The sequence below is a fragment of the Brevibacillus panacihumi genome (genome assembly GCF_003710985.1).
GTDB classification, from domain to species: Bacteria; Bacillota; Bacilli; order Brevibacillales; family Brevibacillaceae; genus Brevibacillus; species Brevibacillus panacihumi.
In genome coordinates this window covers 125,698-150,722 of the sequence record NZ_RHHT01000026.1, presented here as the reverse complement: position 1 = coordinate 150,722, position 25,025 = coordinate 125,698, and the positions used below count along the sequence as shown (strand labels likewise).

The window sequence follows — 25,025 nt, the reverse complement described above, 5'->3', positions numbered from 1 at the left end:
TCTTCAGGCTTTTTTTCATAAGTGCATTTCGCACTTGACCAGTAGGTATTATCGGTAATATAGTAAGCATATTCTCATTTTATAAACGTAAATTCCGAGTGGAATGGAGGGGAATTGATTGTCTACTTTATGGACGATTGTGAACATCGTTATTTTGCTTGCCATCATTTTAGGATTGTACGCCATGCAGAAGAAACACATTTCATTTTCCAAGCGGGTGTTTGTCGGTTTAGGCGTAGGGATATTGTTTGGACTCATCCTGCAATTTGTATATGGAGCAAAATCCGACATCCTGCAGACGACCTTGGATTGGTACAACGTCGTTGGAAAAGGATACGTGAAGCTGCTGCAAATGATTGTCATGCCGCTCGTTTTCATTTCCATCGTCGCGGCATTTACCAAAATGAAACTATCCCATAACATCGGAAAAATCAGCACCCTGATCATCGGTTTGCTGGTTGGGACGACTGCTGTAGCGGCAGCGATCGGGATTGCTTCCACACTGGCGTTCAATCTGGATGGCGCCCAGTTCCAGCAAGGTGATGCAGAAACCGCACGAATCGGACAGGTGGAGCAGCGTCTGGGCGAGATCCAGAACATGACTTTGCCGCAAAAGGTGCTGGAGCTTTTGCCAGCCAATCCGTTCCTGGATTTGACAGGTGATCGTCCGACCTCTACCATTGCTGTCGTCATTTTTGCCGCGTTTATCGGAATCGCCTACTTGGGAATCAGAAAGAAAAATCAGGAGCAAGCCGAGCTGTTTGCCAAAATCGTGGATACCTTCCACGCGGTGATCATGCGGATTGTGACATTGATTCTGCGTCTGACTCCATACGGGGTACTGGCGATCATGACCAGAGTGACAGCAACCAGTGATTACAATGCGATTTGGCAGTTGGGGAAATTCGTCGTTGCCTCGTATGTGGCGCTGGCACTCATGTTCATCGTTCATTTGCTGCTCTTGGCCTTCGCAGGTTTGAATCCGATCACGTATATCAAAAAGGCATTTCCGGTGCTCACCTTCGCCTTTACATCGCGTACGAGCGCAGGAGCTTTGCCGCTGAATGTCAAAACACAGACGCAGGATCTGGGAGTTCCTGAGGGAATTGCCAACTTTGCAGGCTCATTCGGTCTCTCCATCGGGCAGAATGGTTGCGCGGGGACTTACCCGGCCATGCTCGCCGTGATGGTTGCGCCGCTGGCAGGGATCGATCCGCTGACGCCTTCCTTTATTCTCACGCTGATCGTGGTTGTTGCCCTCAGTTCTTTTGGGGTAGCAGGTGTAGGTGGAGGAGCCACCTTTGCAGCGCTGCTGGTATTGTCTACGATGAATCTGCCAGTCGCGATCGTCGGTTTGCTGATTTCCGTAGAGCCGCTGATTGACATGGGACGTACTGCTCTGAATGTGAGCGGAAGCATGACGGCAGGCGTGCTGACGAGCAAAGCAACGAAAGAGCTGGATACCCATGTGTACAATGAAACGAGCTCGCAATCTGTAACGGCATAAATACATGCGGCTGCACGACTGATCCAAGGCAGGTTCAGCTCTACATCTAACAAGCAACGGGGATGCTCCGAGTCCTTTACGACTCTGGATGCATCCCCGTTTTCGCTAGTCATTTATCAACCCAGCAGTACTGCGTTACTTTTCAAGCTGGATGGGAACCTCCCAATTGCCGTCGCGGTACTGATGCTGCTGAATGCCATAGGTAATCGTCAGTTCCTTAGGCTGCCTCTCCAGGCCGTCTATGAATAGAGCGCTCTTGATCTGCACGCGTCCGTCTTTGCCGCGGGTGTACTCAGCGTCGCCATTGTTCATAGAAACACGGTATACCTTACCCGTTTCGTCTTTTGCTTTCCAATCGGTGATGTACACGATGTCCTTCGGCAGGGTCGCTTCAAACTCGATGATCCCGCCTTTATCGTCCCACTTGTACCCTCCGATCATCTCCTCTTCATCGCTTTTCTTCAAATGGAATTTGCTGAACGTAAAGGTGCTTCCACTGTTTTCGACCACAACCGGCTGTTTGCTCCATTCATCGAGGGCAATCTTGGCTTCGAAGGACGCCGGTTCATTCAGATAGATGGAGTGTAGCTTGAAGATCACCTTTTCATGGCCTGTAAACGGAGTGAATCCGTCCCACCACACCATTCCACGGCCTTCGCTATCTCCTTTGCCTTGTCTTGTGTTTTCTACCCCATTTTTTCTAATGCCATTCAAGGCGTGGAACATGGTATCATCCCGACCTGCGATCAGATTCCCTTTTTCGTCAAGAATTTCATAGGCCAGATCGTAGCTGGTCAAGTAGTGCTGCATCCGCTCTCCATCAGTTAATCCTATTTCCTTCCTTTGACCATCAGGTGCATCGTTCCAGCCTTTCTCCTCGATCAGCTTCCTATACTCCTCGTTTCTCTGTTCATTCCAATCTGTCTGTAAGGTGAGAAGACTGGAGCTGGGAACGGTTATGATGTTGTCCAGCTTGATGACAACCCCCTGTGGTGATGTGTACTCCTGATTGATCACTACTGTTTTCGCCACTTCTTTTGCCTTTTTCATATCGATGGGAATTTCGAGCTTCCATGAGCCATCCGTCTGCATGATTTTACTGAACTCGAAGATGACGGTAATCTCATCAGGCACTTCTTCTGCTCCTGTGAAAAGGTGGTACAAGTCCTTTTTGACAAGCATGTAATCTCCGTATTTCTTCCGTGCCCAGCCATCTCCCTCGGGATTCAGGTCCTTCCCGTCCTTGTCGGTAAGCGTAAAGCTCGTTTCATACTCCCCAGCTTTGTAATCCAATTTCTTCCCGTCCTGGTCGACGATCTCCAAGATCAGGGCAATTCGCGTCGGATCGGCCAACACTTCCTTGACGGTTACAGTAATCCCGTTGTCTGACACCTTCTTGTTGACTTCCTGGACGTAGCCTTCGACCGCCGCGTTTTTCATGCCGCCGTCCGCTTGATTTATGGTATGGAATAAACTGTTTACGTAATTGGCAAACGTAGGCGATACCATCGTCCCGAATGTAACGGCAGCCGCAAGCCCTGCTACGGCAATCGCTGTTTTTTTCATGATATCAAGGCTCCTTTTCCTCCATGTATTTTTCCGGTCCATGCTTTTCGCTTGCCGAGCAATATCCCCCATGACCAACTCCGTAAAATGAGGAGAGAGCAGCTCTTCTGCCAGCCATTCTTCCGCTTCAGGGGTCCCCTCCATGAGGCGAACCAGTTCTTCTTGGCAAGAGGTGCATGAATCGACATGCTGTTCCAGCTCTGCTGATTCCAGCGAAGAGAGCTTCCCGTCGAAATACGGCTTCAACTGGTCAGATTTGTGGCATTTCATATATGGAAGCCCCCCCTTTTTCCAAGCCTTCTCGCAGCTTTTTTCTCGCTCGATGGAGCCTCATCTGGACAGTCGTCGTGGGCAGCTCCAGCGCCTTACTGATTTCTTTGTAACTGAGCTGGTCGATGTACCGAAGGACAAGCACCGACCGATATTCCTCTTCCAGGTCTTTCACCTGGCGGAGAAGCAATTGCTTCTGTTCTTTTTGCAAAAGTTCGTCCTCTGGTGTCTTTGCATCGATCAGTTCGACTTCTTCGCCAAGCGTTTTGACGGTCTGCTTTCTCCGTCTCAGCTCATCCAGACAGTGGTTGGCAGCTACCCGATAGAGCCAGGCTGAAAAATTGCCGTCCGGATGAAAGGTATCCAGCTTGAAATACGCTTTTGTAAAAACCTCCTGGGCCAAATCTTGAGCATCCTGCCTCTGACCAATCATCCGGTAGAGGTGGGCAAATATTCTCCCTTTATACTTGTCGACAAGTCGTGCATAGGCTTGCTGGTTTCCACCTAGCACCAGGCGAACGAGCTCGTTATCGTCCTGCATGTTTTCTCTACCTCCCATGCAAAAGGCTTGCTGCGCAGCGATTGCCTTTTTGACCATGTTCATCAAGTAAAACGGATGTTTTTCCATTTCCTTTCACATTTTTGCAAAATTGTTTTTAAGAGGTGTAAAGCAGACCGCATGGAAAACGGGGATGTGCGAGTCCAGAACGACTCTGTTACATCCCCGTTTGTGCTAGTCAATCCATATCATGATGCAATCATTTGTGCAAACGGCTGCACCCGGCTTGACGTGCTGATCATTCAGCCGAATGAGTCCTGCCTTGATGCGTTGGGCAATTTGCGTACGGCTCCAGCCGACAAGCTGTTCGGCAAGCAGTTTATCGAGACGAAGGCGGCTATCCGCACGGTCGATGATGATCTTCACTACCTTGCACCCGTTCCCCTGATAGTCCAGGATGTTGAGTTGCTCGGGCTCCATGATGTCGATGGAAAACTCCTCTTCGAGAACCTCGACATGCTCCGTGAACGACTTGTATATAGCCAGCTTTTTGTTCCATGTATGCCCTTTTTCGCATTTGTAGATGGAAAAGCGGTAGATGTTTTTTCCGTTGGCGTTGTGACGGCGTACGGCGGTATCGGTAAAGCGGACGGTTTTTCCGCAGTTTTTGCAATGGCGTTCGATGCTGCTGACGGTGTTAACCGAGGGTTGCAGCGTCCAGTAAAGCTCGATGGTATGCATATCCTTCACCTCACGAGTAGATAAAGGAACGCGATGGCCTATTTGAATGTCTTGTAGGGTGAACAGCTGGGGCACGTAAAAAGCATGCCGCAAACCAAAAAGGAGACTCACCCAAAGGGCGAATCTCCGTAAGCGTCAACTCTACAGATATCGTCACGTTCCTTTGTAATGGGAAAATGGGCAGACTACCCCCTTGAGAAAAACAAGGCTGTTTTTCGAGGGTAATGCTATCCAGTTACGATCCATTACAAAGTAGTTGTTGGCATACGTGCGATAGCTCCTTTCCATTCAAACAGATTACAGTAATCATAACATGTGTGGGTAATTTTCCCAATAGGCAACATGAACCAACAGACGCCTCAGCATGTACTTTTTGGGCTTCTTCCGCGTATCACGGTTGTAAGAGACACCTTTTTGAGTCTGCTTGACCAGTATAAGTATCTGAAAATTAGAATAATATTTCATTGGCATCGTAACAAATAAGGCCAAGGAGGGACTCTATGAACAAGTGGAAGTCGTTGGCTGTGCTGGCTGCGGCTCTGTGTGTCTTCACCGCGCCTGTACAGGCGGCGGTACCGGGAGTACCGGCATCGACAGAAGGAGCCACGCAAGGAATTGTGGCGGTTTCCCATCCTGCCGCAGCGCAGGTCGGCAAAGAGATTTTGGCACGAGGCGGCAATGCTGTTGATGCTGCGGCAGGCATTCAGATGGCGCTAAACGTAGTGGAGCCGATGATGTCGGGGATCGGTGGCGGCGGGTTCATGATGATCTACCTGAAGGAACAAAACAAGTTCACGGTGATTGACAGCAGGGAGATGGCTCCAAAACATGCGGATCCGAACATGTTTCTGGACGAGAGCGGCAAACCGGTTCCTTTCGATGAGCGGCACACCAACGGCAAGGCGGTGGGAGTGCCCGGCACGCTGCTCGGGGTGGACACCGCACTGAAAAAGTATGGAAGGATGAAGCTGTCTGAGGTCATCGATCCGGCCATTGATCTCGCAGAAAAAGGCGTTCCGGTCAACTGGATCACAAGCGAGTACATCCACGATGCGGAATGGAAGCTGCAAAAGCATGAAACGGCCGGGAAAGTATTCGTGCCGGACGGAAAGTCTTTGGCAGAGGGAGATTTGCTTGTACAGAAAGACCTGGCGAAGACACTGAAGCTGATCAAGGAAAAGGGAAGCGACGTCTTTTACAAAGGAGAAATCGGGGAAGCGCTGGTGAAGGAAGTGCAGCGTACCGGCGGCCGGATGACGATGGAAGACCTGCGGAATTACGTCGTCAAGGAACGGGAGCCTGTGAGAGGGAGCTTCCGCGGCTATGATATTGTCTCGATGCCGCCGCCAAGCTCGGGTGGTTTGACAGTGATCCAAATCCTCAAGCTGATGGAGGGATTTGACAACAAAAAGGCGGGAGCAAACTCTGCGGAATACTTGCATAACCTCATCGAAGCCAATCATCTAGCCTATGCCGACCGCGCCAAATACATGGCGGACGAGGATTTTTACCCCGTACCGAAAAAAGGGCTGATCCATGATGATTACATCAAAGAGCGCAGAAAGCTGATTCTTCCAGACCGAGCAAACGCCGAAGTAACGGCTGGCGACCCGTGGTTGTATGAGGAAAAAGCGGCTGCTGCTCCACTCCCGCAAAGCGAGGCAAGCGAGCATGTGTATACCACACATTTCTCCGTGATGGACAAGTGGGGAAATTTGGTCTCCTATACGACGACAATTGAAGACGTGTTTGGATCGGGGATCATGGTTCCCGGGTATGGCTTCATGCTGAACAATGAGTTGACCGACTTCGACGCTGTGCCGGGAGGAGCCAATGAGGTGGAGCCGGGCAAGCGTCCGCGCAGCAGCATGACGCCCACGATTGTGCTGAAGGACGGGAAACCCTTCATGGCAGTAGGCTCGCCAGGCGGTTCCACGATCATCGCATCCGTCTCCCAGACGATTTTAAACGTGATTGAACACGGCATGCCCATTCAAGAGGCGATCCTGTCGCCGCGCATCTTCTCCAGCAGCTATCCGAATGTCAGCTGGGAGGCAGGGATTGATCAGGATGTGGTCCTGGCCCTGATGGCAAAAGGGCATGTGTTTGCGGAGCAGCCAGGCAACATCGGCAATGTGCAAGCCGTCATCTACGATTTCGAGACAGGCAAGATGTACGGTGGAGCGGACGATACGCGGGAAGGCACGGTATTGGGGGTGGACGCAGTCTCCTACAAGTCTTCCAAACCGGAAGCGGCTCGGTTGACGACGAATCGCCCGTTTACGCTGAAAGTAAACGGCCACACGTATCCGTACACAGCTGAGCAAAAAGTACTGAGAAAGGGGACAGCATACATCCAGGCGGATAAACTTCTTCTCGGGTTGAACGGCGGGGCACAAGCATTCAAGAACGACGCAGTGCAAATCGACGGGAAGGAGTTCCTGCCAGTGAAAATGGTAGCGGAAAAGCTGGGTTATTCCGTCACATGGGACGCAAAGGAACGGACGATTCATCTGGAGAAAAAGTAAGGAGATTCTAGAGCAGGGCCTCTTCAAACAGGGGTCCTGTTTGTTTGACGTTTCCTTCTTATCTCAGTCCGTACGATCAGAAGCGATTTCCTGTAGGCTGTCCGTTCCGATATAATGCAATCAAGACGGTATTATTCGCGTCATTGCTGTTTGGACGTGCAAATAGCAAGAAAAGAGGTAAAAGATGGAGATGTTACTAGAAGTAAAAGAAGTTACAGGTGGATACTTGTCGAACCGTACGGTCATCGAAGACGTCTCCTTTCACATTCGAAAAGGAGAGATTGTCGCGCTCATCGGTTTGAACGGGGCTGGAAAAAGCACGACCATCAAACACATTTTGGGTCTGCTGGAGCCGCGAAAAGGTGAGATCCGCATCGCCGGGAAGACGTTCTCAGCCGATCCGGATTCATATCGGCACACCTATGGCTATATTCCGGAATCCCCCATCTACTACGAGGAACTGACCTTGTGGGAGCATTTAGAGCTTGCGGCGATGAGCTATGGCTTGGATAAAGAGCAGTTCGCGGAGCGTGTGAATCCGTTGCTTGCAGAATTTCACATGGAAGCAGTCAAAGAACGATTCCCCCAGCAGTTTTCAAAAGGGATGAGACAAAAGCTGATGATCATGATGGCGTTGCTGGTGCAGCCGTCTTTGTATATCGTGGACGAGCCTATTCTGGGGCTGGATCCGCTGGGAATCCGCAGCCTGTTGACCTGGCTTGAACGCTGCAAGCAGCAAGGGGCGGGTATCCTGATGTCGACGCACATCCTGGCGACAGCGGAAAAATATTGCGACCGATTTATCATCATGCATAAAGGCAGGATCAAAGCACAGGGGACGCTGGAAGAGCTGCGCAGCCTCACGGGATTGCCGCATCACTCGTTAGACGACATTTACCTGCGGCTGGTGGAGGAAGAATGAGGATGGATGTGGATGCACTATTTCGCAAACGTCTCAGGCGGTTTTTCAAGGAGGTAGTCCTCTACGGGCAGTATATGGCAAATGGAGGCGTGCTCATGGTCGCCATTTTCCTGTGTGGACTGCTGGCTTATTACTACCCGCTTCTCATCCAAGCGATTCCCGAGTGGTTTCCAGTTCCAGTCGCGATTGCTTTTCTGATTGCCCTCTTCGTAGCGAGGAGTCCCCATCGAACCTTTTTGCTGGAAGCGGACCTGCTTTTCCTGACGCCTGCAGAGACCAAGATGGCTCGCTACTTTCAAAAGGCTCAGATCTACAATTTTGCGGTACAGGGCATCGGGCTGTTTCTCGTCCTGCTGTTATTGCTGCCTTTGTACCAGGTCAAGATTGGGGCCGCTGGTGTCCAGTTGTGGCTGTATTGGGGAATCCCGTTTGTCTTGAAGGGCTGGAATGTGTACACCAGTTGGATTACGATGCGTTTGACAGACAAAAGCCAGTATGTAGCGTACACATTGGTTAGATTCTTTCTTACGTTTTTGATGCTTGCCTGGATGCTTAGCGAGGGGAGCTTCCTGGCATACCAGGGTGTGCCATATGGCATTGTGATCGGGATGGTGGTATTGGTCTGGTTCCATTTGCGTCTTCAGCGAATTTTGAAAAAGCATGCTTGCCAATGGTACCGATTGCTTGAAATGGAGAATGGACTGCGTTTGCGATTTTATCAGGTCGCCAACCAATTTCGCGACGTACCGTTCTTGCAGCAGCAAGTGAAGCAGCGCAAATGGCTTGTTTGGGCCGCAGACCTGATTCGGTATCAAAAATCCAATGCGGGACGGGTCCTGATTTTGAAGTCGTTTCTGCGCTCTGGTGACCAGGCAGGCATGTATATCAGGCTCGTCGTCATCAGCTCGTTTCTTATCTTGATCCTGCCGGGGATCCTTCCCAAGGCGGCTGTCGCTGTGCTCTTTTTCTTTATGTCGGCGATCCAGTTGAAGGGAATCGGGAGCTCTGCTCGGCACCAAAGCCGCTTATCGCTCCTTCCGATCAATGAGCAACAGCAAAAAAGTGCTGTCATCTGGGTGCGACGGGTGCTTTTAGGCGTTCAAGGAATCGTGCATGTGTTGGTTGTATGGCTGTGGCTGTGAATCCTTTGCCTCGCCCGAATAGGGGGATATGATAGAGAAGGGGTAGACAGATATGGAGATTAGAAAACCCAACCTGGCGGAGCTTGAAAGCATTTTGCAGCTCTCGCCACAAGCCTTGTTTGAAGGAACATTGGGAAGAGTTAGACCAACTGACGAAAAAGTGAAGCAACTGGTCGAGCCGCTCTTGGGGAAGGGCTGCTACTACTTGATTGCGACCGAAGAAGAGAAGCTGATGGGGTGGATTCTGATCGGGCCAAGCAAAGATCAATTTTCCGATGAGATCATTGGCTTTATATACGAACTATATGTCATGCAAGAGTTCAGAGGAAAAGGCATCTCCAAGCACCTCATGAAAAATGCCATTGAGCAGTTGAAGTCTGAGGGATATCCCGAGATTCGGCTGGGAGTTTTCGCAGGAAATCAGGCGATGAAGCTCTATAAGCAAATGGGATTCTCTGAAAGAAACGTTACGATGAGTCTCAGGTTCTAACAGCGTTGTGTCATAACATCATTGACAGGGATTATTTGGAAGTCATATACTGTGTGAAAATAATATCGCGAAACGCAATGATCGGGAGTAGTAAGGATACCTATCGTCCAGAGAACTGTCGGTTCGGTGCGAGACAGTCGATAGCTTCCCCAACTCACCCATGAGCGGTAAGACTGAATCCAGTAGGTCTTAACGGATCACCCCCGTAATCAGGTAAAAGAAGGTTCGTTTATTTTCTCAAACCAACGAACGAAAAAGAGTGGTACCGCGAAGGCAAAACCTATCGCCTCTTTGTAGGCAATAGGTTTTTTTATTTTCCTATGAAGGAAGGTGTTCCCTGATGGAAAACGTCATTGATTATTATTCGCGCTTCGATGAGTGGGGAAGGTTGGATCGAGAACCACTGGAATTTATCATCAGCTGGCATTATATGAGACAATATTTACCCCCTCATGGTCATGTATTCGACAATGGTGCAGGACCCGGAAAATATGCGATGGAGTTGGCGAAACTAGGATATCAGGTAACCCTTTCTGATATCACACCTAGACTCGTGGAACTGGCGAAGGAGAAAGCAACCGAACTAGGGGTAATGGAACGCTTCGGTGGCTTCCATGTATGTAATGCTACACATCTAGCTGGAATACCGAATGAGTTTTTTGCTGCTTCTCTCATGTTGGGGCCACTCTACCATTTACAAAAGGAAGAAGAACGTATACATGCTGTTCGAGAATTATTCCGTGTCACAAAGAAGGACGGCATCGTTTTTGTTGCCTTTCAAAGTCGGATGAGAATGACCATTACATCACTGCAGTTCCCGCAGTACTGGAAGCCACATGACACGATCGATTCCATAAAAGAGTTCGGCAACACCGGGATATTTAATCACGAAGACAAAGGGCGGTTTACAGGAGCCTACTACTTCAACATAGATGATATCAAGCCTTTTATGGAAAGCCATGGATTTGAAACAATTGATTTGATCGGTTCATCGAGTATTGGTGGGTTGCTGAGCAAGGAACAAAAGCAGTCTTGGGAAGAAAAAGGGGAGTCGCACAAGCTGGTGAAAATGCTGATTGAAATGGCTAAGGACCGATCCGTCCTGGGGATTTCCTCTCATTTGCTGTATATCGGAAGAAGGAAATAGTGATCATACACATAGACCATTCCTACGAGGGATGGTCTGTTTTTTCATGTACAGATGGTTAATCATTCCAGTGTACAATCAATATTATTTTACCTATAAATTATTTGTTGTTAAATTCATGGGAAAGATGTGGTTTCATTGCGTATATTTTTTCAAAATTTTAAGGTCAGGCTAGCTCTTGCTTTTGTTGGATTATTGTTGATACCCGCACTGATTGTAGCCATACTGGCTTATCATTCTGCCAAGGATTCGATTAAGAATGAAATCATCAATGCTGCGGTTGAAAACACAAAACTATTGGATGGAATTATTGATTCGACTATTCAACCGAAAATAAATGATATGAACTATTTTGCAGAGACCATTACGGCGCAATCGAATGAAGATCAAAGCATGCTAAGAAAAAGCTTCACTCAATACGTGAAGCTGCACCCTGAAGTCGTAAGCGTTTATATCGGTACAATAGATGGGGAAACTATTCAGGAACCCAATCTGCTAGAAGGGGTAGTACCAGCGAAGCTGACACCACCCGCAAAGTAAATCACTCAAACATCAAGGTGAAAGTTTATACCTGCCAGAGTACACGATTTGTACATTAACATTGATATTTCGTAAGGAATCTTTGTTTAGCACAGTCCCGGATGCAATCCGTTTCCATTCATAAGGATTCTTGCGAAAAAGAGATTCCCCTAGATTATAAATATCTATTCTCTTTTCAAACGCGGTTTGAAAGGTCTGCCTAATTTGATGCTCAATTTCTTTTTGAGCCAGTTGCGTGAGTTCTTGCTCCGTAACGTCTGCATGTAGCTCATTTACTCCGGCCTTCACCTTAACGGAAATATCGAAATATGCTTTGTCATATTTAACCCTTGGTTTGACGTCATATTCGGGTTTTTCTGCGACGAGAACTGCAACAAGCTTGTTATCGGAAAACAAGTCAACGGGCAGTCGGATTGTGTGTTTATTCAGCCATGGCAATCCTTTTATTTCTTCGAGGCTCATGCGTGCGTAATATTTGTCCTTATCGTATATTTGTATGCCAGAATATCTAAGCAGCTCATGCGGTTTTTGACTTTCCTTCCATTGATCCTTTCGAACAGATAATTCTGGTATATAGCTTGTCCTCGCCTTTTCGTTTGAATCCATTACAAATTTTTGCAGGCGGATCGGAGCGAGGATAGAACGCTGCCGATAATTCTGTTCGGGGTTATGTAGAATCGATCCTATTGGCGATAATCTGAAAAATGGAGTCGCAATTAAGACCTCGTCAAGGGGATCGCGCGTACTGAACACCCAAGCTAAGTACCTTATCTCACGATATCGGTCGATCAGTTCCAACACTTCACCGACTTTTCGTTCCTTCAATAACCTTTCGCTAAACAAGATTGCAGAGATTTGTCCCCAGTTTAACCTTTGTTGCGAAGTGCTGTATAAATCATTCGCTGCTTCTGAAAATGAGATACCTTTTCCTCTACCGATCCAGACCGGAGGCTGTTCCGCTTTCTGTTGTCCTTCCAGTTTTGCCACTGTCGAGAAATCGAGCAACTGCGCATAAATGATGTATTGACCTTCCGCATAGTCAATTCCAACAGCCGTTGCATAATTCATGTTTTGCACTTCGTATTTGCTCCAACATCCGGTGAGAAGGAAGGGAAGCAGAAGAACTGCGGTAAATTTATATGTGTTCATTTCTGCTTATCCCCTTGGCTTGTAGAATCTTGAGTATTTAGCATGTCTGGCCGAGTTTTCCGCCATCTCCATGGTAATCGGAACAAGGCATTGGCGAAGTCTTCATATAGAGGCGAAATCGGAGCCAGGTAAGGCAAACCGCATGAACGCAAAGAGGCTAAATGAGTTGTCACGATAAACAAAGCAAGTAAATAGCCATAGATCCCCAAGATGGCAGACAAAGCGAACAGGAAGAAGCGCAAAATGCTCATTGTCCCAGCCAGTGACTGGTTGGATAAAGTCGAACCGAACACTTGCGTAAGTGCTCCTATGACAACAATGCTAGGGGATAAAAATCCTGCGCGTATGGCCGCATCCCCTAAGATGAGCCCTCCCACTACCGTAACTGTAGATCCTACCGCTGAAGGCAACCGAATACCGGCTTCCCGCAATATTTCCAAAAAGATGAGCGCGAGAAACATTTCCTCTGCCAGTCCAAGAGGAATGCCTAATCGGTTGATGCCAATTGTTGCAAGAAGGTAATAGGGCAACTGATCCTGATGAAACGAAAGAATGGCAACCCAAAAACCGGGCAGCATGAGTGATACGGACAATCCGAGCAAACGAAGCGATTGTCCAAACGTAGCCGATAAAGCAGTAAAGTGGATGTCCTCTGGCGTTTTCAGGAGCAGGTACAAATTTGCTGGTGCGATCAATGCAGCCGGTGTACCATCCACAATCAGCGCTACACGTCCATTCATCATGCAGTTAACGGTAAAGTCTGGTCTTCCCGTATAGCCCATCAACGGAAACAAAGCTTTGGTCGGTTCCATAAACTCTTCCAGTTGAGTGGCGCTGAATGCTCCGTCAATGTGTAGGCGATCCAATTTAGTCTTGATATCTTGGACGATTTTCGGATCAACAATGTCTTGCATATAGAGAATTGCAATGGTTGTTTTTGTCCGGACACCTACTGTTTTCGTTTCGTATACCATGCTTGTTGACTTGATTCGTTTCCGAATTAACGCAACATTGACACCGAGTTCCTCAACAAAACCGTCTTTCGGCCCGCGAATAGAGACTTCGATATTGGATTCTTCGGGCTGGCGTGCCGGTTTTTTTGATATGTCGAGGGAGAACAAAGCGGTTAGTGTCGGAATAAACAAAAGCAGTTTTCCCTCAAAAATGTCCGTTTCGGATTTCTGCCACCACTCCTCGAAGGAAATGCTCTCAAGCTGTAATTGACACGACTCAAGAACTTCCTGATTCTTTTGAAAACCGTGATTTTCGTAAAACCGAGTCAAGTGAGGAAGCACCACATCCTGAATGAGTTGTTGGTTGTCACATAACCCATCGCAATACAGTAAAACGATCCTTGATTGTTCGTCGCCAGCTACTAATTTATAAACATGATGCTTAACATCACGACACATCTGGAAACGTTGAAGAAGTGTTTGTTCATTAAGCGGTTGTGTATCAGGCGCCCCTTGTTGTGTCGACGATTTTGTTTCTCTTATCCATTTATTCTTGAAAAGATTTATCATCTTCACCTGCTCCTTTTACCCCATGTTGAAATAAATATTCGCGCGACGTATACGAGCATGACCCCAAGGGTAAAGACACAAAACGAAGGGAAGTAATATCGGCTGAGCAGATCTTGAAAAAGCATATCGCTGATTGGCAATAATGTAACAACAAACATGAGTAAAGCGCCCAGAATCATAGGCAACCACTTATACTTTTGCAATTTCCACAATTCGCTTAAGAGAAACAGCGAAAGCGAAACTCGAATGTACATACCGGATAACCATTGGTAAATCGAGAAAAAATCAACATGCTCCACATACTCGCCCAGTCGAACCATTCTCCATTGTTCGTAAGCGGGGTATCGTTGGTGTGCCGCTTCATCAGGGCCGTACATGGCAATTGAGCCCATCAAAGGGCCGAGTGTTAGCCCAGATAATATGATGCAAATAAGCATTAAGCTTTTGAAGCTCGGCCTCTTTGTTAACTGGTGCTGAAACAAGATCAGCACCATCAACTCCAACAATCCCCCAGCTGCGTAGGGAATACCTTTCCAAAGTGGAGGTGTCCCATTTTCGAGTAACGGAAAAAGCATGGTGTAGTCTTTAAACTGAAAGTTTGCAGCCATGACTAGGTCACCTAGAATAACAACAAAAGGTAACAATATCCCGCTTAAAATCGCAATGGTGCGAAGCCCTTGAAATGCCGCGAAGAAACATCCGACAAGCGTTGTTCCTGCGAGAACAAGCATTGGAGATTGAGGCATATAAGTTGCAATTGTCCATGTTATAGTGTCCTTAAAGGAAATGAGCCCCATAAACCATACAAGTACACTGTATAGGACAATCAAGGTTGCCGAGAGAAATCTTCCGAAATGTTGCTTTAACCAATCCCTAACATGCATTCCGTTCATGTTATTTAGAATATAGCTTAAAATGCCAACCCAAATTGGCGAAGCGATTAACACAAGAAGTACTACAAACCAGGCATCTCGCCCTGATGCACCGAGCAGTAACGGTATGATGATGACGTGGTTCAGTAAACCGACAGAAAGTATTATGATCATGTATGACTGTAAAACTGAAATTTTCGGCATCAACTCACCTTACCCTGTAAAACACTAAATGGAAGCAGTACCTTTACTTTTCCCATCTTCATCATCTTTATCCCAAATTTAAATAGAACTTCACAGCAATCACTCCCTTATTGTCTAATTAAGTATGCATCGGTATACTAAATTTTTTGATTAAAATTCCGATTCTGACCATTTTAAGAACTTTTCTCGGAGAGGATCAAGTGAAGCGAAATTGGGAACTGGAAGAGTTAATTGAGCATTTTACGTTTCTTCCTAACGAAATGCAGCAAATCGGCAATAAGTCAGGGGAGACTCGGTTGCGCGATTCCCCTTCCATAAATGCGAAGTGCCCAAAGCAGTCATTCAATACTACTGGCGATTTCGGGAGATGAAAGTTGTACCGCCTACGCCTGATCGCATTGAGCGACTTATCAGAACCGCAATCCGTACATTTGAGGAACAATTTTTCCAGGACACACTGGAAAAGTTGCCTACGGCATCTTTGTCCAAATTGGATTCACTCGTAGATCGTATTGCATTTCTGGATGAACACCAGGACGGCCCAAGCAGCGACAAGGTACTTCTTTCTTTTCATGAGCTAAAGGCGGATCCGGGCAAACCAGGTGTCGAAAGTGTGTTAAGAGAAGTAAGCAAGCTGCGAACGATTCGAAATCTGGAACTTCCGGATGATGATGGCTGCCTTCTTCTGGCTAAGGAGTATGGAGATAACGGACAATTTGATCGAACTGCTTATTCAAATCGTCCATCGGATAGGTGTGCGGGCAGAACGCAAAGTCGAAAAGGAAATCCTGAATGATTTACGCAAGCTAAGCAATAAGTATGGCATTTTATTCAACATGGCGCAGTCTGCCGTCAGTAATCCAGAAGGAGTACTTCGTGATGTCATTATCCCGGTCGTTAATGAGCAAACATTACGGGATTTGATAAAAGAAATCAAACACACCGGACCGGCTTACCGGGAGAAAATCAATACCATTATTCGGGCTTCCTATGGGAGTCACTACCGCCGTATGGTTCCCGAAATATTAGGAATCCTGGAATTCCGATCAAACAATGAAGTGCATCGGCCAGTGATTCGTGCATTGGAGCTGGTAAAGAAATTTTCAGATACTGGCTATCATTATTTGCCAATGTCTGAAGAAATCCCGATAGATGGTATAATCCTGACTCATTGTAGAGAAGGACGAGAAAGGCCAAGAGCGAATTAATCGGATGAATTATGAGATAAGCGTCCTGCAAGCTTTACGGGAAAAGCTTCGTTGCACGAAAATATGGGTTGCCGGAGCGAACCGGTACCGGAACCCGGATCATGACCTGCCAACAGACTTCGAAGAACGGCGGGAAGAAAATTATAAGGCTCTAAAGCAACCGCTGGATCGGAAGCATTCATTGCAACATTGAAGCAGGCCATGAAAGATGGATTAGAAAAGCTTGATGCCGGACTCCAGAAAAACCTAATGTCAGGATCACAGAGAAGGGTAACGGTTGGATCAGCTTATCTCCATTAGAGCCACAAACAGAGCCGATCAACCTATCGCCGATAAAATCAGAAATACTTCGGCGCTGGCCTATGACGAGCCTCTTGGACATTTTCAAAGAGACCGATCTCCGCGTGGGATTTACAGAAAAATTGCTGTACGCGAACCGTTAGGCCGGGACATTCTTCAAAAGCGACTCATCCTATCACTTTATGGCCTTGGGACAATACCGGCTTGAAACGTGTGAGTGCCGGTGAGCATGGAGAGAGTTACAAAGACTTGCTGTACGTTCGTAGGAAATTCATTCACAAGGACAATCTTCGAAATGCGATATCCGAAGTGGTGAACGCGATTTTTCGCGTTCGGATGCAAGAGATTTGGGGCAATACCACGTCATCCTATGCATTCTGGTATGACTTTTTGGCCAGGCACATGCTATCCGACTGTGGCGTAGAGCAAGTATATGAGGACTTCTGCAACAACTGGGAGTGATTCGTTTCTGGACAACTTAAATGCTGTTTGCATAAATTTGGAAAGGCGGATGCCTGCATGTTACCAACATTCAGTACAAGCATTAAAAACTGGACTACCTCTGCCCCAAGACAACCAAATCGATGTAAAAATTACATCTGGGGCAACTGGGATGGGTTGAAACAATTTTGTTCGAAACCTGTCTGCATTAAGAAACAACCAGTATAAGAGAATGTCCATCTTCTTTTACTTGATCATGTTCGGTTATCTGCAAAGAATTCTTGCCCAGTGACTGGCATTTTTTCCGAGGACGCATATAATGACGTGATCTAACTTTGAGGAGTGATGAATCATGTCCGTTGCGGCTCAAACAAGTACAAAGAGTTTACCTCCCTTTTCCATATGGGGAGTTCATGCATCTGTCGCCGGAAGACCGGTTGTGTGGGGCAAACTAGTAATGCGTGTTTTGCAGGACCAGCAAATTCAAGGCACCATCCAATTTCGCGGAACGCCGATTCCGATTGAAGGAAGTTGGAATGAAAGCACGCAGCAGATCATGTTTCATTCCCCCTACGCCGCCTACTCCGGCCAATTAACCATCTATGACGATGTCAAGATTCAACTTCGGCATTTGGTTCTCACCGGACGTCTGCGGATGCTGCCCTCTTCTTTACAGGCGGGCGAATATGGAACCTGGGTAGCGACAACTGATATAAGCTTGGCGGGGTATAGCGGCTATATCCCACCGCAACCGCCTTCAACTTCGCTGCCGCCGGTCGGCGTATTTGTAACGTCGAATATACTGTATGGAAACTCGCGTATATAAAACAGGCACGTATTGGATGAAAAATGATCGGTAAGCGGATAACGGAAAGGGGTGGCATATCAGTGGACGAAAATCAGATTCATCATGCAATCGAACAATCCTATCAATTGATTGTTGAAGCACACCGCAACATGACTGACATTTGGCGCACTCACGTACTGTTTACGCGGCAATGGTGGTTTGGAGTAGGTTTATCGATATGCCCCTGGCTATTTGGATCGGATTTCGGGATAAGAGAGCTACGGGACAGTTTCTCCTATCCGGGTTTACAATGATTATCGTGTCATCGTGGCTGGACCAGCTTGGGATTGCCATGGGACTCTGGCATTATCACTGGGAAGTCATACCGTTCATGCCGGCCAATTTCCCATGGAATTTTTCACTTCTTCCCGTCACGGTTATGTTCTTACACCAGTACAAGTCTGGCATACATCCGTTGTTCAAAGCTCTCCTATTTGGGGATTTTCCGCTTTTGTGGCCGAGCCGGTTTCACAAATGGCCGATTTATACCACCCCGTTCACTGGAAACATACCTATTCTTTTCCTATCTATGTTGGGCTGTACTTGCTGGCTTCAAGCATTGCCAAGAAGGGCATAGATTGCGGTAAGTCTTTTCAGAAAGACTCTAACCCCTGACAATAGCCAATCATCAAATTTTACCATTCATTATTTTTCTGACGGGTTGACATATTACATATGGATGCCATTTCAGGAGGTGATTCAACATGACGGTAGCTTCTCAAGTGAAAACAGCTGTAGCTTCATTAAAAAGCGCACAGGCCAGCTTTGAACAGTTTGCGTTAAATTCACAAAACCAGCAGGCCAAAACCACGTTCACAAATGCAGCGCAACAGACACAAAACATTATTGACCAGGTCACTCCACGGTTACAACAAATTGAACAGGAAGAACCGCAGTATAAAGGTTTCTAAAAAAGGCCATGCCGATCTCTTCTCGGTATGGCTGCCCCTTTATTCCCTCGTAGATGACTGGATTGGGAGGCTGATTTTCTTGGCATGGATAGCAGGATTATGGCTAGTAAATACGGCACTGTTGATCATTATTGCGGTTCGGGAGGTGCGCCGCCCCGCCAAAGCGTTGACTTGGATATCAGTCGGACTTGTATTACCGATTATCGGATTCGTTTGTTACCTGTTCGTAACGAATCCTGTGCAAATGCGGCGGGACAAGCTCGTTTCTTCGCACAATAACCCGATAGCGTTGCCTTCAGCATGTGGTGACTCCGCTTTTGTTATCGCTCGGGCTTTGCAACCTTTGTCTGTCAGTGGCCTTCGAACCGGTTACGTCCAAATCCTCACGAACGGGATGGAAACCTACGGAAAACTCCTTCAATCAATTCAGGCCGCACAAAAGACAATCGATCTGGAATATTACATATACCGGAATGACCATATCGGTAAACGTATCACAGATGTGCTGATTGACCGCGCTTTATCCGGTGTGAACATTCGTTTTATAAGGGATGGCTGGGGAAGCCGGTCGTTTCCCAAACATGCGGTTCGCCGGATGATGGAAGCAGGCATTGAATGCAGGACCATCTTTCCCTTGCGATTCCCCTGGGTACTATCCAACTTGACATACCGGGATCATTGCAAGATCGTCATCGTCGACGGAAAGGAAGCCTTCATGGGAGGAATCAACGTTGGGGACGAGTATACCGGAATGAAGCCGGATGTCGATTTTTGGCGCGACACTCATATGCGGTTAACCGGCGAAACAGCGGATGATGTGAAAGCCGTTTTTGAGGCTCACTGGAAAATGGCGTCACCGGACATGCTCCATTTAACGAGAAAGGCAAAATTTCTCCCTGAATCCGCTCAACTTTCTGACGATAAAGCCATTCATCCATTTCCATCCGGCAAAACAGAACGAGGATACGGATGGGAATGGGGATCGGAGCTGGGAACGATGGAAGGCACCCACATGGGAAAAGCTTCCCCATCCAAGGATTCGCATAACGTCTATATACAGATATTCGAAGGCAATCCCGGGCTGCCTACTCCGGTCATTCGGGAAATGCATTTCATCTGCCTGACGCAGGCGACCCGAACCATCGACGTGACCAACCCTTATTTTATACCCGATGCGGATATCATGATGGCCATCAAAACAGCCGCGGCGCGTGGCGTTCGAGTGAGATTACTGGTGCCGCGCCAAGTGATTCCTAAAGTTGCAGGAGCTGCAAGCCGTACGTATTATGGCGAACTCGTGGAAGCAGGGATCAATGTGTTTCAGTACAACAAAGGGGTATTGCACGCCAAAGTCATGATTATCGATGGCGAGATTGCCGAAGTGGGTTCTTCCAACTACGATCTCCGTAGTTACCGTTTAAACTACGAAGTGTGTGCAGTGATGTATCATTCTGATGTGGCCCGGGAGCTTACGGAACAATTCGAACGGGATCTCGCCGAGGCTACTCCATATCGTTTGGAAGATCATATGCATCGTACCTCTTCCGAGCGCATGCTTGATCAAGCAGCGCGTTTGTTATCTCCTTTGTTATAAATCTAAATCTCAAAAATTACATGGAATTGAATCGAAGTCCAATTTACACATGTATATGGCGAAAGGGGAGAAGGCTTCCAACGAATACAAGTAATATCGGATTTGGGCAACAGTCTATGGTGCAAATATCACGCCCGGCATATAGTGTAGAAAAAAAGGAGCTGCATCATAGATGATCATGATGAAACCGATTGAAGTTGAAGGTCATCAGGTTATAAGTATCGAGGTCGCCCTGCCCAAAACAACACTTCTGGCCATCACAACCGATCACGGATATATCATGTGCGGAGCGCTTGATATTCGTTTGTTAAATGAGAAATTAAACGATCGCCGCATTGTGGCAGGACGCGCAACCGGGGTACGAACAATAGAGCAATTGCTGGATGCCCCACTCGATATGGAGACCACAGAGACGGAATTACGCGGAATTTGCCCTGGGATGAAAGGAGCAGATGCGCTTTTAAAGATGGTAAACGAGGTTAGTTAATTTTAAATCCATACTTAAGGAAAGTAGGGGGATTTTTTGTTAACGGGTCTGCATATTGTTTTCCTTGGAGGCGATGCCCGACATCTTGAAATCATTCGGTCATTCACAGACCTGGATGCAAATGTTGTGGTAATCGGTTATGAAGATTTGCACGAACAACTTCTTGAAGTTCAGCATTCCAAGCTTACGAGGGAGGTGCTTCGCAATGCTGATGTATTGATATTACCGGTTGTCGGTACAGACGACCATGGCAGAGTAGAGTCTTCATTTTCATCTGAAACGTTATTGCTGAACAAGGAATATATGTCTTCCTTGCCGAAACACGCAAAAGTCTGTACTGGCATAGCCAAGTCTTACTTGAGGAACCTTTGCGTGGAACTAGGAATAGATCTGATTGAATTATTCAGCAGGGACGATGTTGCCATATACAATTCCATTCCCACTGCGGAAGGCGCCTTATTGATGGCCATTCAACATACGGACATTACCATACATGGTTCGCGTTGTATGGTGCTGGGTTTGGGGAGAATCGGTCTTACGTTAGCCGGAATGCTTCAGCGCCTGGGTGCACACGTCAAAGCGGGGGTGCAGAAACCGGAGCAGTTTGCACGTGCATGGGAGATGGGGATTGAGCCGTTTTATACGAAAGATTTGTACGATGAAGGCGTAAATGTGGATATTATTTTTAACACGGTTCCGGAGCAAATCCTTACTTCTCGTGTGTTGACCCGTATTCCGCATCACGCTATTATTATTGATTTGGCTTCCAAACCAGGTGGAACCGATTTTCGTTTTGCCGAAAAACGTGGAATCAAGGCCTTGTTGGCACCAAGTTTACCGGGATTGGTCGCGCCAAGAACGGCTGGACGTATATTGGCGAGAACGTTATGTCAATTGATCCAGGACGAACGGAGTCAAAATCGAGAGCAAATGGATATACTTGCTTGTCCTTCCGGGTTATGAGATCGCGAACGATGGAACCGATCCATCGTTTTTTTTGAGTTTCAGCGTGCATCACTGAATAAACGGGGCAGGATTGTTCAGTCATTTACTCGAATACTTTGAAGAAAAAACATGCGGTCTATTTATTTGAATCATCGTGGAAGAAAATGTACACGGATCGGGGAATACGGAAGATTTTGGCCAAATATTTGGAGGAAGCTAAACTTGCTCAAAACCTGTCGCCACACAAGCTGCGTCATTTTCTGTTGACCTGGCTCAATAAACAGGGCATCGATGACGCACTCATACAGCCGTATTCCGGTCATGAAAGCCGGAAGTCATTGGAAATCTATTCGAAGCTTGCAATCACCGATGCCCAGCAGGAATATAACGAGGTTATCAATAAATTTCCCATTTAATTTACATCTACTTTGCCCTTGGTGACAGCTACGCTGGTACTACCCCCTTTCGTGAGGATACCATCCAAGATGCTGAAGAGGTAATCGATTGGCTATGCAAAAATGTGTTATTCCAGGATCACGACTTCGAACATTTGGTTGAGATTGTATACCGGCGATTTCGGGAGATAAAAGTTGTACCGCCTACGCCCGATCGCATCGAGCGACTTATTAGAGCGGCAATCTGTACATATGAAGAGCAATTTTTCCAAGCCACACTGGGCAAGATGCCCACGTCGTCTTTGTCTAAATTGGATTCACTTGTAGAGCGCATCGCATTTCTGGATGAAGAACAGGGCGGTTCAAGCAGCGACGGGGGACTTCTTTCTTTTCAAGAGCTGAAGTCCGATCCAGGCAAACCAGGTGTTGAAAGTGTGTTAAGAGAAGTAAGCAAGCTACGAACGATTCGAAATCTGGAACTTCCGGATGATCTGTTTCGTGATATCCCTCTTAAAGTATTGACCAAGTACCAACAGCGGACCGCAACAGAGGATCTCAGGGAACTTCGCCGGCATCCTGATCCGATCCGTTATACACTGTTGGCCGCCTTCTTCCGGCTAAGAAGTATGGAAATAACGGACAATTTGATCGAGCTGCTTATTCAGATCGTCCATCGGATAGGAGTAAGAGCAGAACGTAAAGTCGAAAAGGAAATTCTGAATGACTTACGCAAGGTAAGCAATAAGTATGGAATTTTATTCAACATGGCGCAGTCCGCAATCAATAATCCAGATGGAGTAATTCGTGATGTCATTTTCCCGGTTGTTAATGAACAAACATTACGGGATTTGATAAAAGAATTCAAACACACCGGACCGGCCTACCGAGAGAAAATTCATACCATTATTCGGGCTTCCTATGGGAGTCACTACCGCCGTATGGTTCCCGAAATATTAGGCATCCTGAAATTTCGATCAAACAATGAAGTACATCGTCCGGTGATTCGTGCGTTGGAGCTGGTCAAGAAATATTCGGATACTGGTCATCATTATTTGCCAATGTCCGAAGAAATTCCGGTAGATGGTGTGATCCGTACTGTTAATAAAGAAATCATTGTTGAGAAGGACGAGAAAGGACAAGAGCGGATTAATCGGATGAATTATGAGATAAGCGTCCTGCAAGCTTTACGGGAAAAGCTTCGTTGCAAGGAGATATGGGTGGTCGGAGCGAAGCGGTACCGTAATCCGGACGATGACTTGCCAACAGACTTCGAAGATCGGCGAGAAGAAAATTACAAAGCTCTAAAGCAGCCGTTGGACGCGGAAGCATTCATTGCAACGTTGAAGCAAGCCATGAAAGAAGGATTGGAAAAACTCGATACCGGACTCCAGAAGAACCCCAAGGTTCGGATCACGGAGAAAGGGAATGGATGGATCAGCTTGTCTCCGTTAGAACCACAAGCAGAACCGGTCAATTTATCACGTATAAAAGCAGAGATGCTTCGGCGTTGGCCGATGACGAGCCTATTGGATATTTTGAAAGAAGCCGATCTTCGAGTTGGATTTACGGAAAAATTCAAGACCGTTGCTGTTCGTGAAGCGTTAGGACGGGATACGCTGCAAAAAAGACTTATCCTATCCCTATATGGCCTCGGAACGAACACCGGCCTAAAACGTGTGAGTGCCGGTGAGCATGGAGAAAGCTACAAGGATTTGTTGTACGTCCGGAGGAAATTCATTCATAAGGACAATCTTCGAAACGCGATATCCGAAGTGGTGAACGCGATTTTCCGTGTTTGGATGCAAGAGATTTGGGGCGATGCCACGACATCCTGTGCCTCGGATTCGAAAAAGTTTGGCGCATGGGATCAAAACCTTATGACGGAATGGCATATTCGTTACCGCGGCCGTGGCGTTATGATTTATTGGCACGTTGAGAAGAACTCGACATGCATCTACTCGCAGCTCAAATCGTGCTCCTCCTCCGAAGTTGCAGCCATGATGGAAGGATTGCTTCGTCACTGTACCGAAATGAAAGTCGAGAAGAATTATGTGGACTCGCACGGCCAGAGCGAGGTTGCGTTTGCATTTTGTTATCTTTTGGGTTATCAGCTCATGCCTCGACTCAAGGCGATTCATTCGCAAAAGTTGTACAGGCCCGAGCCAGGCATGACGGATGCCTATCCTAATTTACAACCGGTACTGACCCGTCCAATCAATTGGGAACTGATTCGGCAGCAGTACGATCAAATGATGAAGTACGCAACGGCCCTGCGCCTTGGAACCGCCGAAACGGAAGCAATCCTGAAACGATTTACCCTTAATAACCTAAAGCATCCGACCTATCAAGCATTGGGGGAACTCGGCAAAGCGGTCAAGACGATATTCCTGTGCGACTACCTTCACTCTGAAGAGCTGCGTCGCGAGATCAATGAAGGTTTGAATGTTGTGGAAAACTGGAATTCGGCCAACAGCTTTATTTTTTACGGCAAAGACGGAGAAATTTCCACCAACCGGTTAGAGGATCAAGAGATGGCCGTATTATCACTTCACCTTCTGCAAAACTGTCTGGTGTACATTAATACCATTATGTTGCAAAGCGTCCTATCCGACCGTAAATGGTACGATATGATGACTCCGGAAGACTTACGGGCGCTTACCCCGCTGATATACACGCATGTAAACCCTTATGGTACATTCAGACTGAACATGAACGAACGCCTTCCGTTGGAAGAAGGTGTTATCGCGTGAGTGAGAGACGAAATCGCCGAAACGTAAAGCGAAGGAACTGTCCAAAT

At 47.2% G+C, this 25,025-nt stretch carries 22 protein-coding genes, 1 pseudogene and 1 other annotated feature; of the genes and pseudogenes, 17 read left to right on the top strand and 6 right to left on the bottom strand.

Translation table 11 applies throughout. From position 1 onward, the window contains the following. Positions 1-118 precede the first annotated feature (118 nt). Positions 119-1,507 (top strand): L-cystine transporter, encoded by a 1,389-nt coding sequence (locus tag EDM58_RS12335; RefSeq protein ID WP_023556439.1) that lies wholly within the window; start codon positions 119-121, stop codon positions 1,505-1,507. Positions 1,508-1,642: 135 nt separating this feature from the next. Here EDM58_RS12335 and EDM58_RS12330 read toward each other — a convergent pair whose 3' ends face one another. The 3 genes from EDM58_RS12330 to EDM58_RS12320 form a co-directional block, all read right to left on the bottom strand. Next, a complete protein-coding gene (locus EDM58_RS12330; protein WP_122913594.1) occupies positions 1,643-3,343 on the bottom strand; it encodes a DUF4179 domain-containing protein in 1,701 nt (566 codons plus the stop codon). Next, complete coding sequence (locus EDM58_RS12325) at positions 3,324-3,884, bottom strand: RNA polymerase sigma factor (RefSeq protein ID WP_122913632.1); 561 nt, start codon at positions 3,882-3,884, stop codon at positions 3,324-3,326. Before EDM58_RS12325 ends, EDM58_RS12330 begins: the two co-directional genes overlap by 20 nt. 192 nt (positions 3,885-4,076) lie before the next feature. Beyond that, complete coding sequence (locus EDM58_RS12320) at positions 4,077-4,583, bottom strand: S4 domain-containing protein (RefSeq protein WP_122913593.1); 507 nt, start codon at positions 4,581-4,583, stop codon at positions 4,077-4,079. A 500-nt stretch (positions 4,584-5,083) separates the two neighbouring features. On the opposite strand from EDM58_RS12320, the gene ggt reads away from it, so the two are divergent. From ggt to EDM58_RS12290, 6 genes are all read left to right on the top strand, one after another. Then, positions 5,084-7,111: a gamma-glutamyltransferase gene (ggt, locus tag EDM58_RS12315; RefSeq protein ID WP_122913592.1), complete on the top strand. Its 2,028-nt coding sequence runs from the start codon at positions 5,084-5,086 to the stop codon at positions 7,109-7,111. A gap of 184 nt (positions 7,112-7,295) precedes the next feature. Next, a complete protein-coding gene (locus EDM58_RS12310) occupies positions 7,296-8,033 on the top strand; it encodes an ABC transporter ATP-binding protein (RefSeq protein ID WP_122913591.1) in 738 nt (245 codons plus the stop codon). Positions 8,034-8,035: 2 nt separating this feature from the next. Further along, positions 8,036-9,175, top strand: coding sequence for an ABC transporter permease (locus EDM58_RS12305; RefSeq protein ID WP_246000697.1), 1,140 nt, complete (start codon positions 8,036-8,038; stop codon positions 9,173-9,175). A gap of 52 nt (positions 9,176-9,227) precedes the next feature. Then, positions 9,228-9,665, top strand: a complete 438-nt coding sequence (locus tag EDM58_RS12300; protein ID WP_122913589.1) for a GNAT family N-acetyltransferase — start codon at positions 9,228-9,230, stop codon at positions 9,663-9,665. 68 nt (positions 9,666-9,733) lie between these two features. Next, positions 9,734-9,959: a binding site (T-box leader), on the top strand. Between the two features lie 46 nt (positions 9,960-10,005). Then, positions 10,006-10,812: a class I SAM-dependent methyltransferase gene (locus EDM58_RS12295; protein ID WP_122913588.1), complete on the top strand. Its 807-nt coding sequence runs from the start codon at positions 10,006-10,008 to the stop codon at positions 10,810-10,812. A gap of 129 nt (positions 10,813-10,941) precedes the next feature. Continuing rightward, positions 10,942-11,352 (top strand): hypothetical protein, encoded by a 411-nt coding sequence (locus EDM58_RS12290; RefSeq protein ID WP_148039323.1) that lies wholly within the window; start codon positions 10,942-10,944, stop codon positions 11,350-11,352. 12 nt (positions 11,353-11,364) lie between these two features. Here EDM58_RS12290 and EDM58_RS12285 read toward each other — a convergent pair whose 3' ends face one another. From EDM58_RS12285 to EDM58_RS12275, 3 genes are read right to left on the bottom strand one after another with little or no spacing between them, the layout of a single operon-like run. Further along, positions 11,365-12,501 (bottom strand): Ger(x)C family spore germination protein, encoded by a 1,137-nt coding sequence (locus EDM58_RS12285; RefSeq protein ID WP_023556426.1) that lies wholly within the window; start codon positions 12,499-12,501, stop codon positions 11,365-11,367. After that, positions 12,498-14,024 carry a spore germination protein gene (locus tag EDM58_RS12280; RefSeq protein ID WP_023556425.1) on the bottom strand — a complete coding sequence of 509 codons (1,527 nt, stop codon included), beginning with the start codon at positions 14,022-14,024 and terminating at the stop codon, positions 12,498-12,500. Before EDM58_RS12280 ends, EDM58_RS12285 begins: the two co-directional genes overlap by 4 nt. Before the next feature lie 2 nt (positions 14,025-14,026). Then, positions 14,027-15,100 carry a GerAB/ArcD/ProY family transporter gene (locus EDM58_RS12275; protein ID WP_023556424.1) on the bottom strand — a complete coding sequence of 358 codons (1,074 nt, stop codon included), beginning with the start codon at positions 15,098-15,100 and terminating at the stop codon, positions 14,027-14,029. Positions 15,101-15,765: 665 nt separating this feature from the next. Here EDM58_RS12275 and EDM58_RS12270 point away from each other — a divergent pair. The 10 genes and pseudogenes from EDM58_RS12270 to EDM58_RS12220 form a co-directional block, all read left to right on the top strand. Next, entirely contained in the window at positions 15,766-16,308 is a 543-nt protein-coding gene (locus tag EDM58_RS12270) for a hypothetical protein (protein ID WP_122913587.1), read from the top strand. A 504-nt stretch (positions 16,309-16,812) separates the two neighbouring features. Further along, positions 16,813-17,070 carry a Tn3 family transposase gene (locus EDM58_RS26540; protein ID WP_023556421.1) on the top strand — a complete coding sequence of 86 codons (258 nt, stop codon included), beginning with the start codon at positions 16,813-16,815 and terminating at the stop codon, positions 17,068-17,070. A 436-nt stretch (positions 17,071-17,506) separates the two neighbouring features. Further along, entirely contained in the window at positions 17,507-17,875 is a 369-nt protein-coding gene (locus EDM58_RS12255) for a hypothetical protein (RefSeq protein WP_246000696.1), read from the top strand. A gap of 172 nt (positions 17,876-18,047) precedes the next feature. Beyond that, on the top strand, positions 18,048-18,473 hold the full coding sequence (locus EDM58_RS26385) for a CBO0543 family protein (protein ID WP_342769014.1): 426 nt from the start codon (positions 18,048-18,050) through the stop codon (positions 18,471-18,473). Between the two features lie 127 nt (positions 18,474-18,600). After that, positions 18,601-18,807: a DUF1657 domain-containing protein gene (locus tag EDM58_RS12245; RefSeq protein ID WP_122913585.1), complete on the top strand. Its 207-nt coding sequence runs from the start codon at positions 18,601-18,603 to the stop codon at positions 18,805-18,807. 79 nt (positions 18,808-18,886) lie between these two features. Next, on the top strand, positions 18,887-20,401 hold the full coding sequence (locus tag EDM58_RS12240; protein ID WP_023556418.1) for a phospholipase D-like domain-containing protein: 1,515 nt from the start codon (positions 18,887-18,889) through the stop codon (positions 20,399-20,401). Between the two features lie 172 nt (positions 20,402-20,573). After that, the gene (locus tag EDM58_RS12235; RefSeq protein ID WP_023556417.1) at positions 20,574-20,888 is read left to right on the top strand and encodes a YunC family protein; all 315 of its coding nucleotides are present in this window, start codon (positions 20,574-20,576) and stop codon (positions 20,886-20,888) included. 36 nt (positions 20,889-20,924) lie between these two features. Continuing rightward, positions 20,925-21,851, top strand: a complete 927-nt coding sequence (gene dpsA / locus EDM58_RS12230; RefSeq protein WP_023556416.1) for a dipicolinate synthase subunit DpsA — start codon at positions 20,925-20,927, stop codon at positions 21,849-21,851. A 98-nt stretch (positions 21,852-21,949) separates the two neighbouring features. Further along, positions 21,950-22,249, top strand: coding sequence for a tyrosine-type recombinase/integrase (locus EDM58_RS12225; protein ID WP_023556415.1), 300 nt, complete (start codon positions 21,950-21,952; stop codon positions 22,247-22,249). Between the two features lie 47 nt (positions 22,250-22,296). Further along, a pseudogene (locus EDM58_RS12220) lies at positions 22,297-24,978 on the top strand (Tn3 family transposase); the annotation flags it as partial. Positions 24,979-25,025: the final 47 nt, after the last annotated feature.

Coding starts and splice junctions, on each gene's coding strand:
- EDM58_RS12330 (WP_122913594.1), bottom strand. CDS start 3,343: ATGAAATGCCACAAATCTGACCAGTTGAAGCCGTATTTCGACGGGAAG.
- EDM58_RS12325 (WP_122913632.1), bottom strand. CDS start 3,884: ATGCAGGACGATAACGAGCTCGTTCGCCTGGTGCTAGGTGGAAACCAG.
- EDM58_RS12320 (WP_122913593.1), bottom strand. CDS start 4,583: ATGCATACCATCGAGCTTTACTGGACGCTGCAACCCTCGGTTAACACC.
- ggt (WP_122913592.1), top strand. CDS start 5,084: ATGAACAAGTGGAAGTCGTTGGCTGTGCTGGCTGCGGCTCTGTGTGTC.
- EDM58_RS12310 (WP_122913591.1), top strand. CDS start 7,296: ATGGAGATGTTACTAGAAGTAAAAGAAGTTACAGGTGGATACTTGTCG.
- EDM58_RS12305 (WP_246000697.1), top strand. CDS start 8,036: ATGGATGTGGATGCACTATTTCGCAAACGTCTCAGGCGGTTTTTCAAG.
- EDM58_RS12300 (WP_122913589.1), top strand. CDS start 9,228: ATGGAGATTAGAAAACCCAACCTGGCGGAGCTTGAAAGCATTTTGCAG.
- EDM58_RS12295 (WP_122913588.1), top strand. CDS start 10,006: ATGGAAAACGTCATTGATTATTATTCGCGCTTCGATGAGTGGGGAAGG.
- EDM58_RS12285 (WP_023556426.1), bottom strand. CDS start 12,501: ATGAACACATATAAATTTACCGCAGTTCTTCTGCTTCCCTTCCTTCTC.
- EDM58_RS12280 (WP_023556425.1), bottom strand. CDS start 14,024: ATGATAAATCTTTTCAAGAATAAATGGATAAGAGAAACAAAATCGTCG.
- EDM58_RS12275 (WP_023556424.1), bottom strand. CDS start 15,100: ATGCCGAAAATTTCAGTTTTACAGTCATACATGATCATAATACTTTCT.
- EDM58_RS12270 (WP_122913587.1), top strand. CDS start 15,766: ATGATGATGGCTGCCTTCTTCTGGCTAAGGAGTATGGAGATAACGGAC.
- EDM58_RS12255 (WP_246000696.1), top strand. CDS start 17,507: ATGCGTGTTTTGCAGGACCAGCAAATTCAAGGCACCATCCAATTTCGC.
- EDM58_RS26385 (WP_342769014.1), top strand. CDS start 18,048: ATGGTGGTTTGGAGTAGGTTTATCGATATGCCCCTGGCTATTTGGATC.
- EDM58_RS12245 (WP_122913585.1), top strand. CDS start 18,601: ATGACGGTAGCTTCTCAAGTGAAAACAGCTGTAGCTTCATTAAAAAGC.
- EDM58_RS12235 (WP_023556417.1), top strand. CDS start 20,574: ATGATCATGATGAAACCGATTGAAGTTGAAGGTCATCAGGTTATAAGT.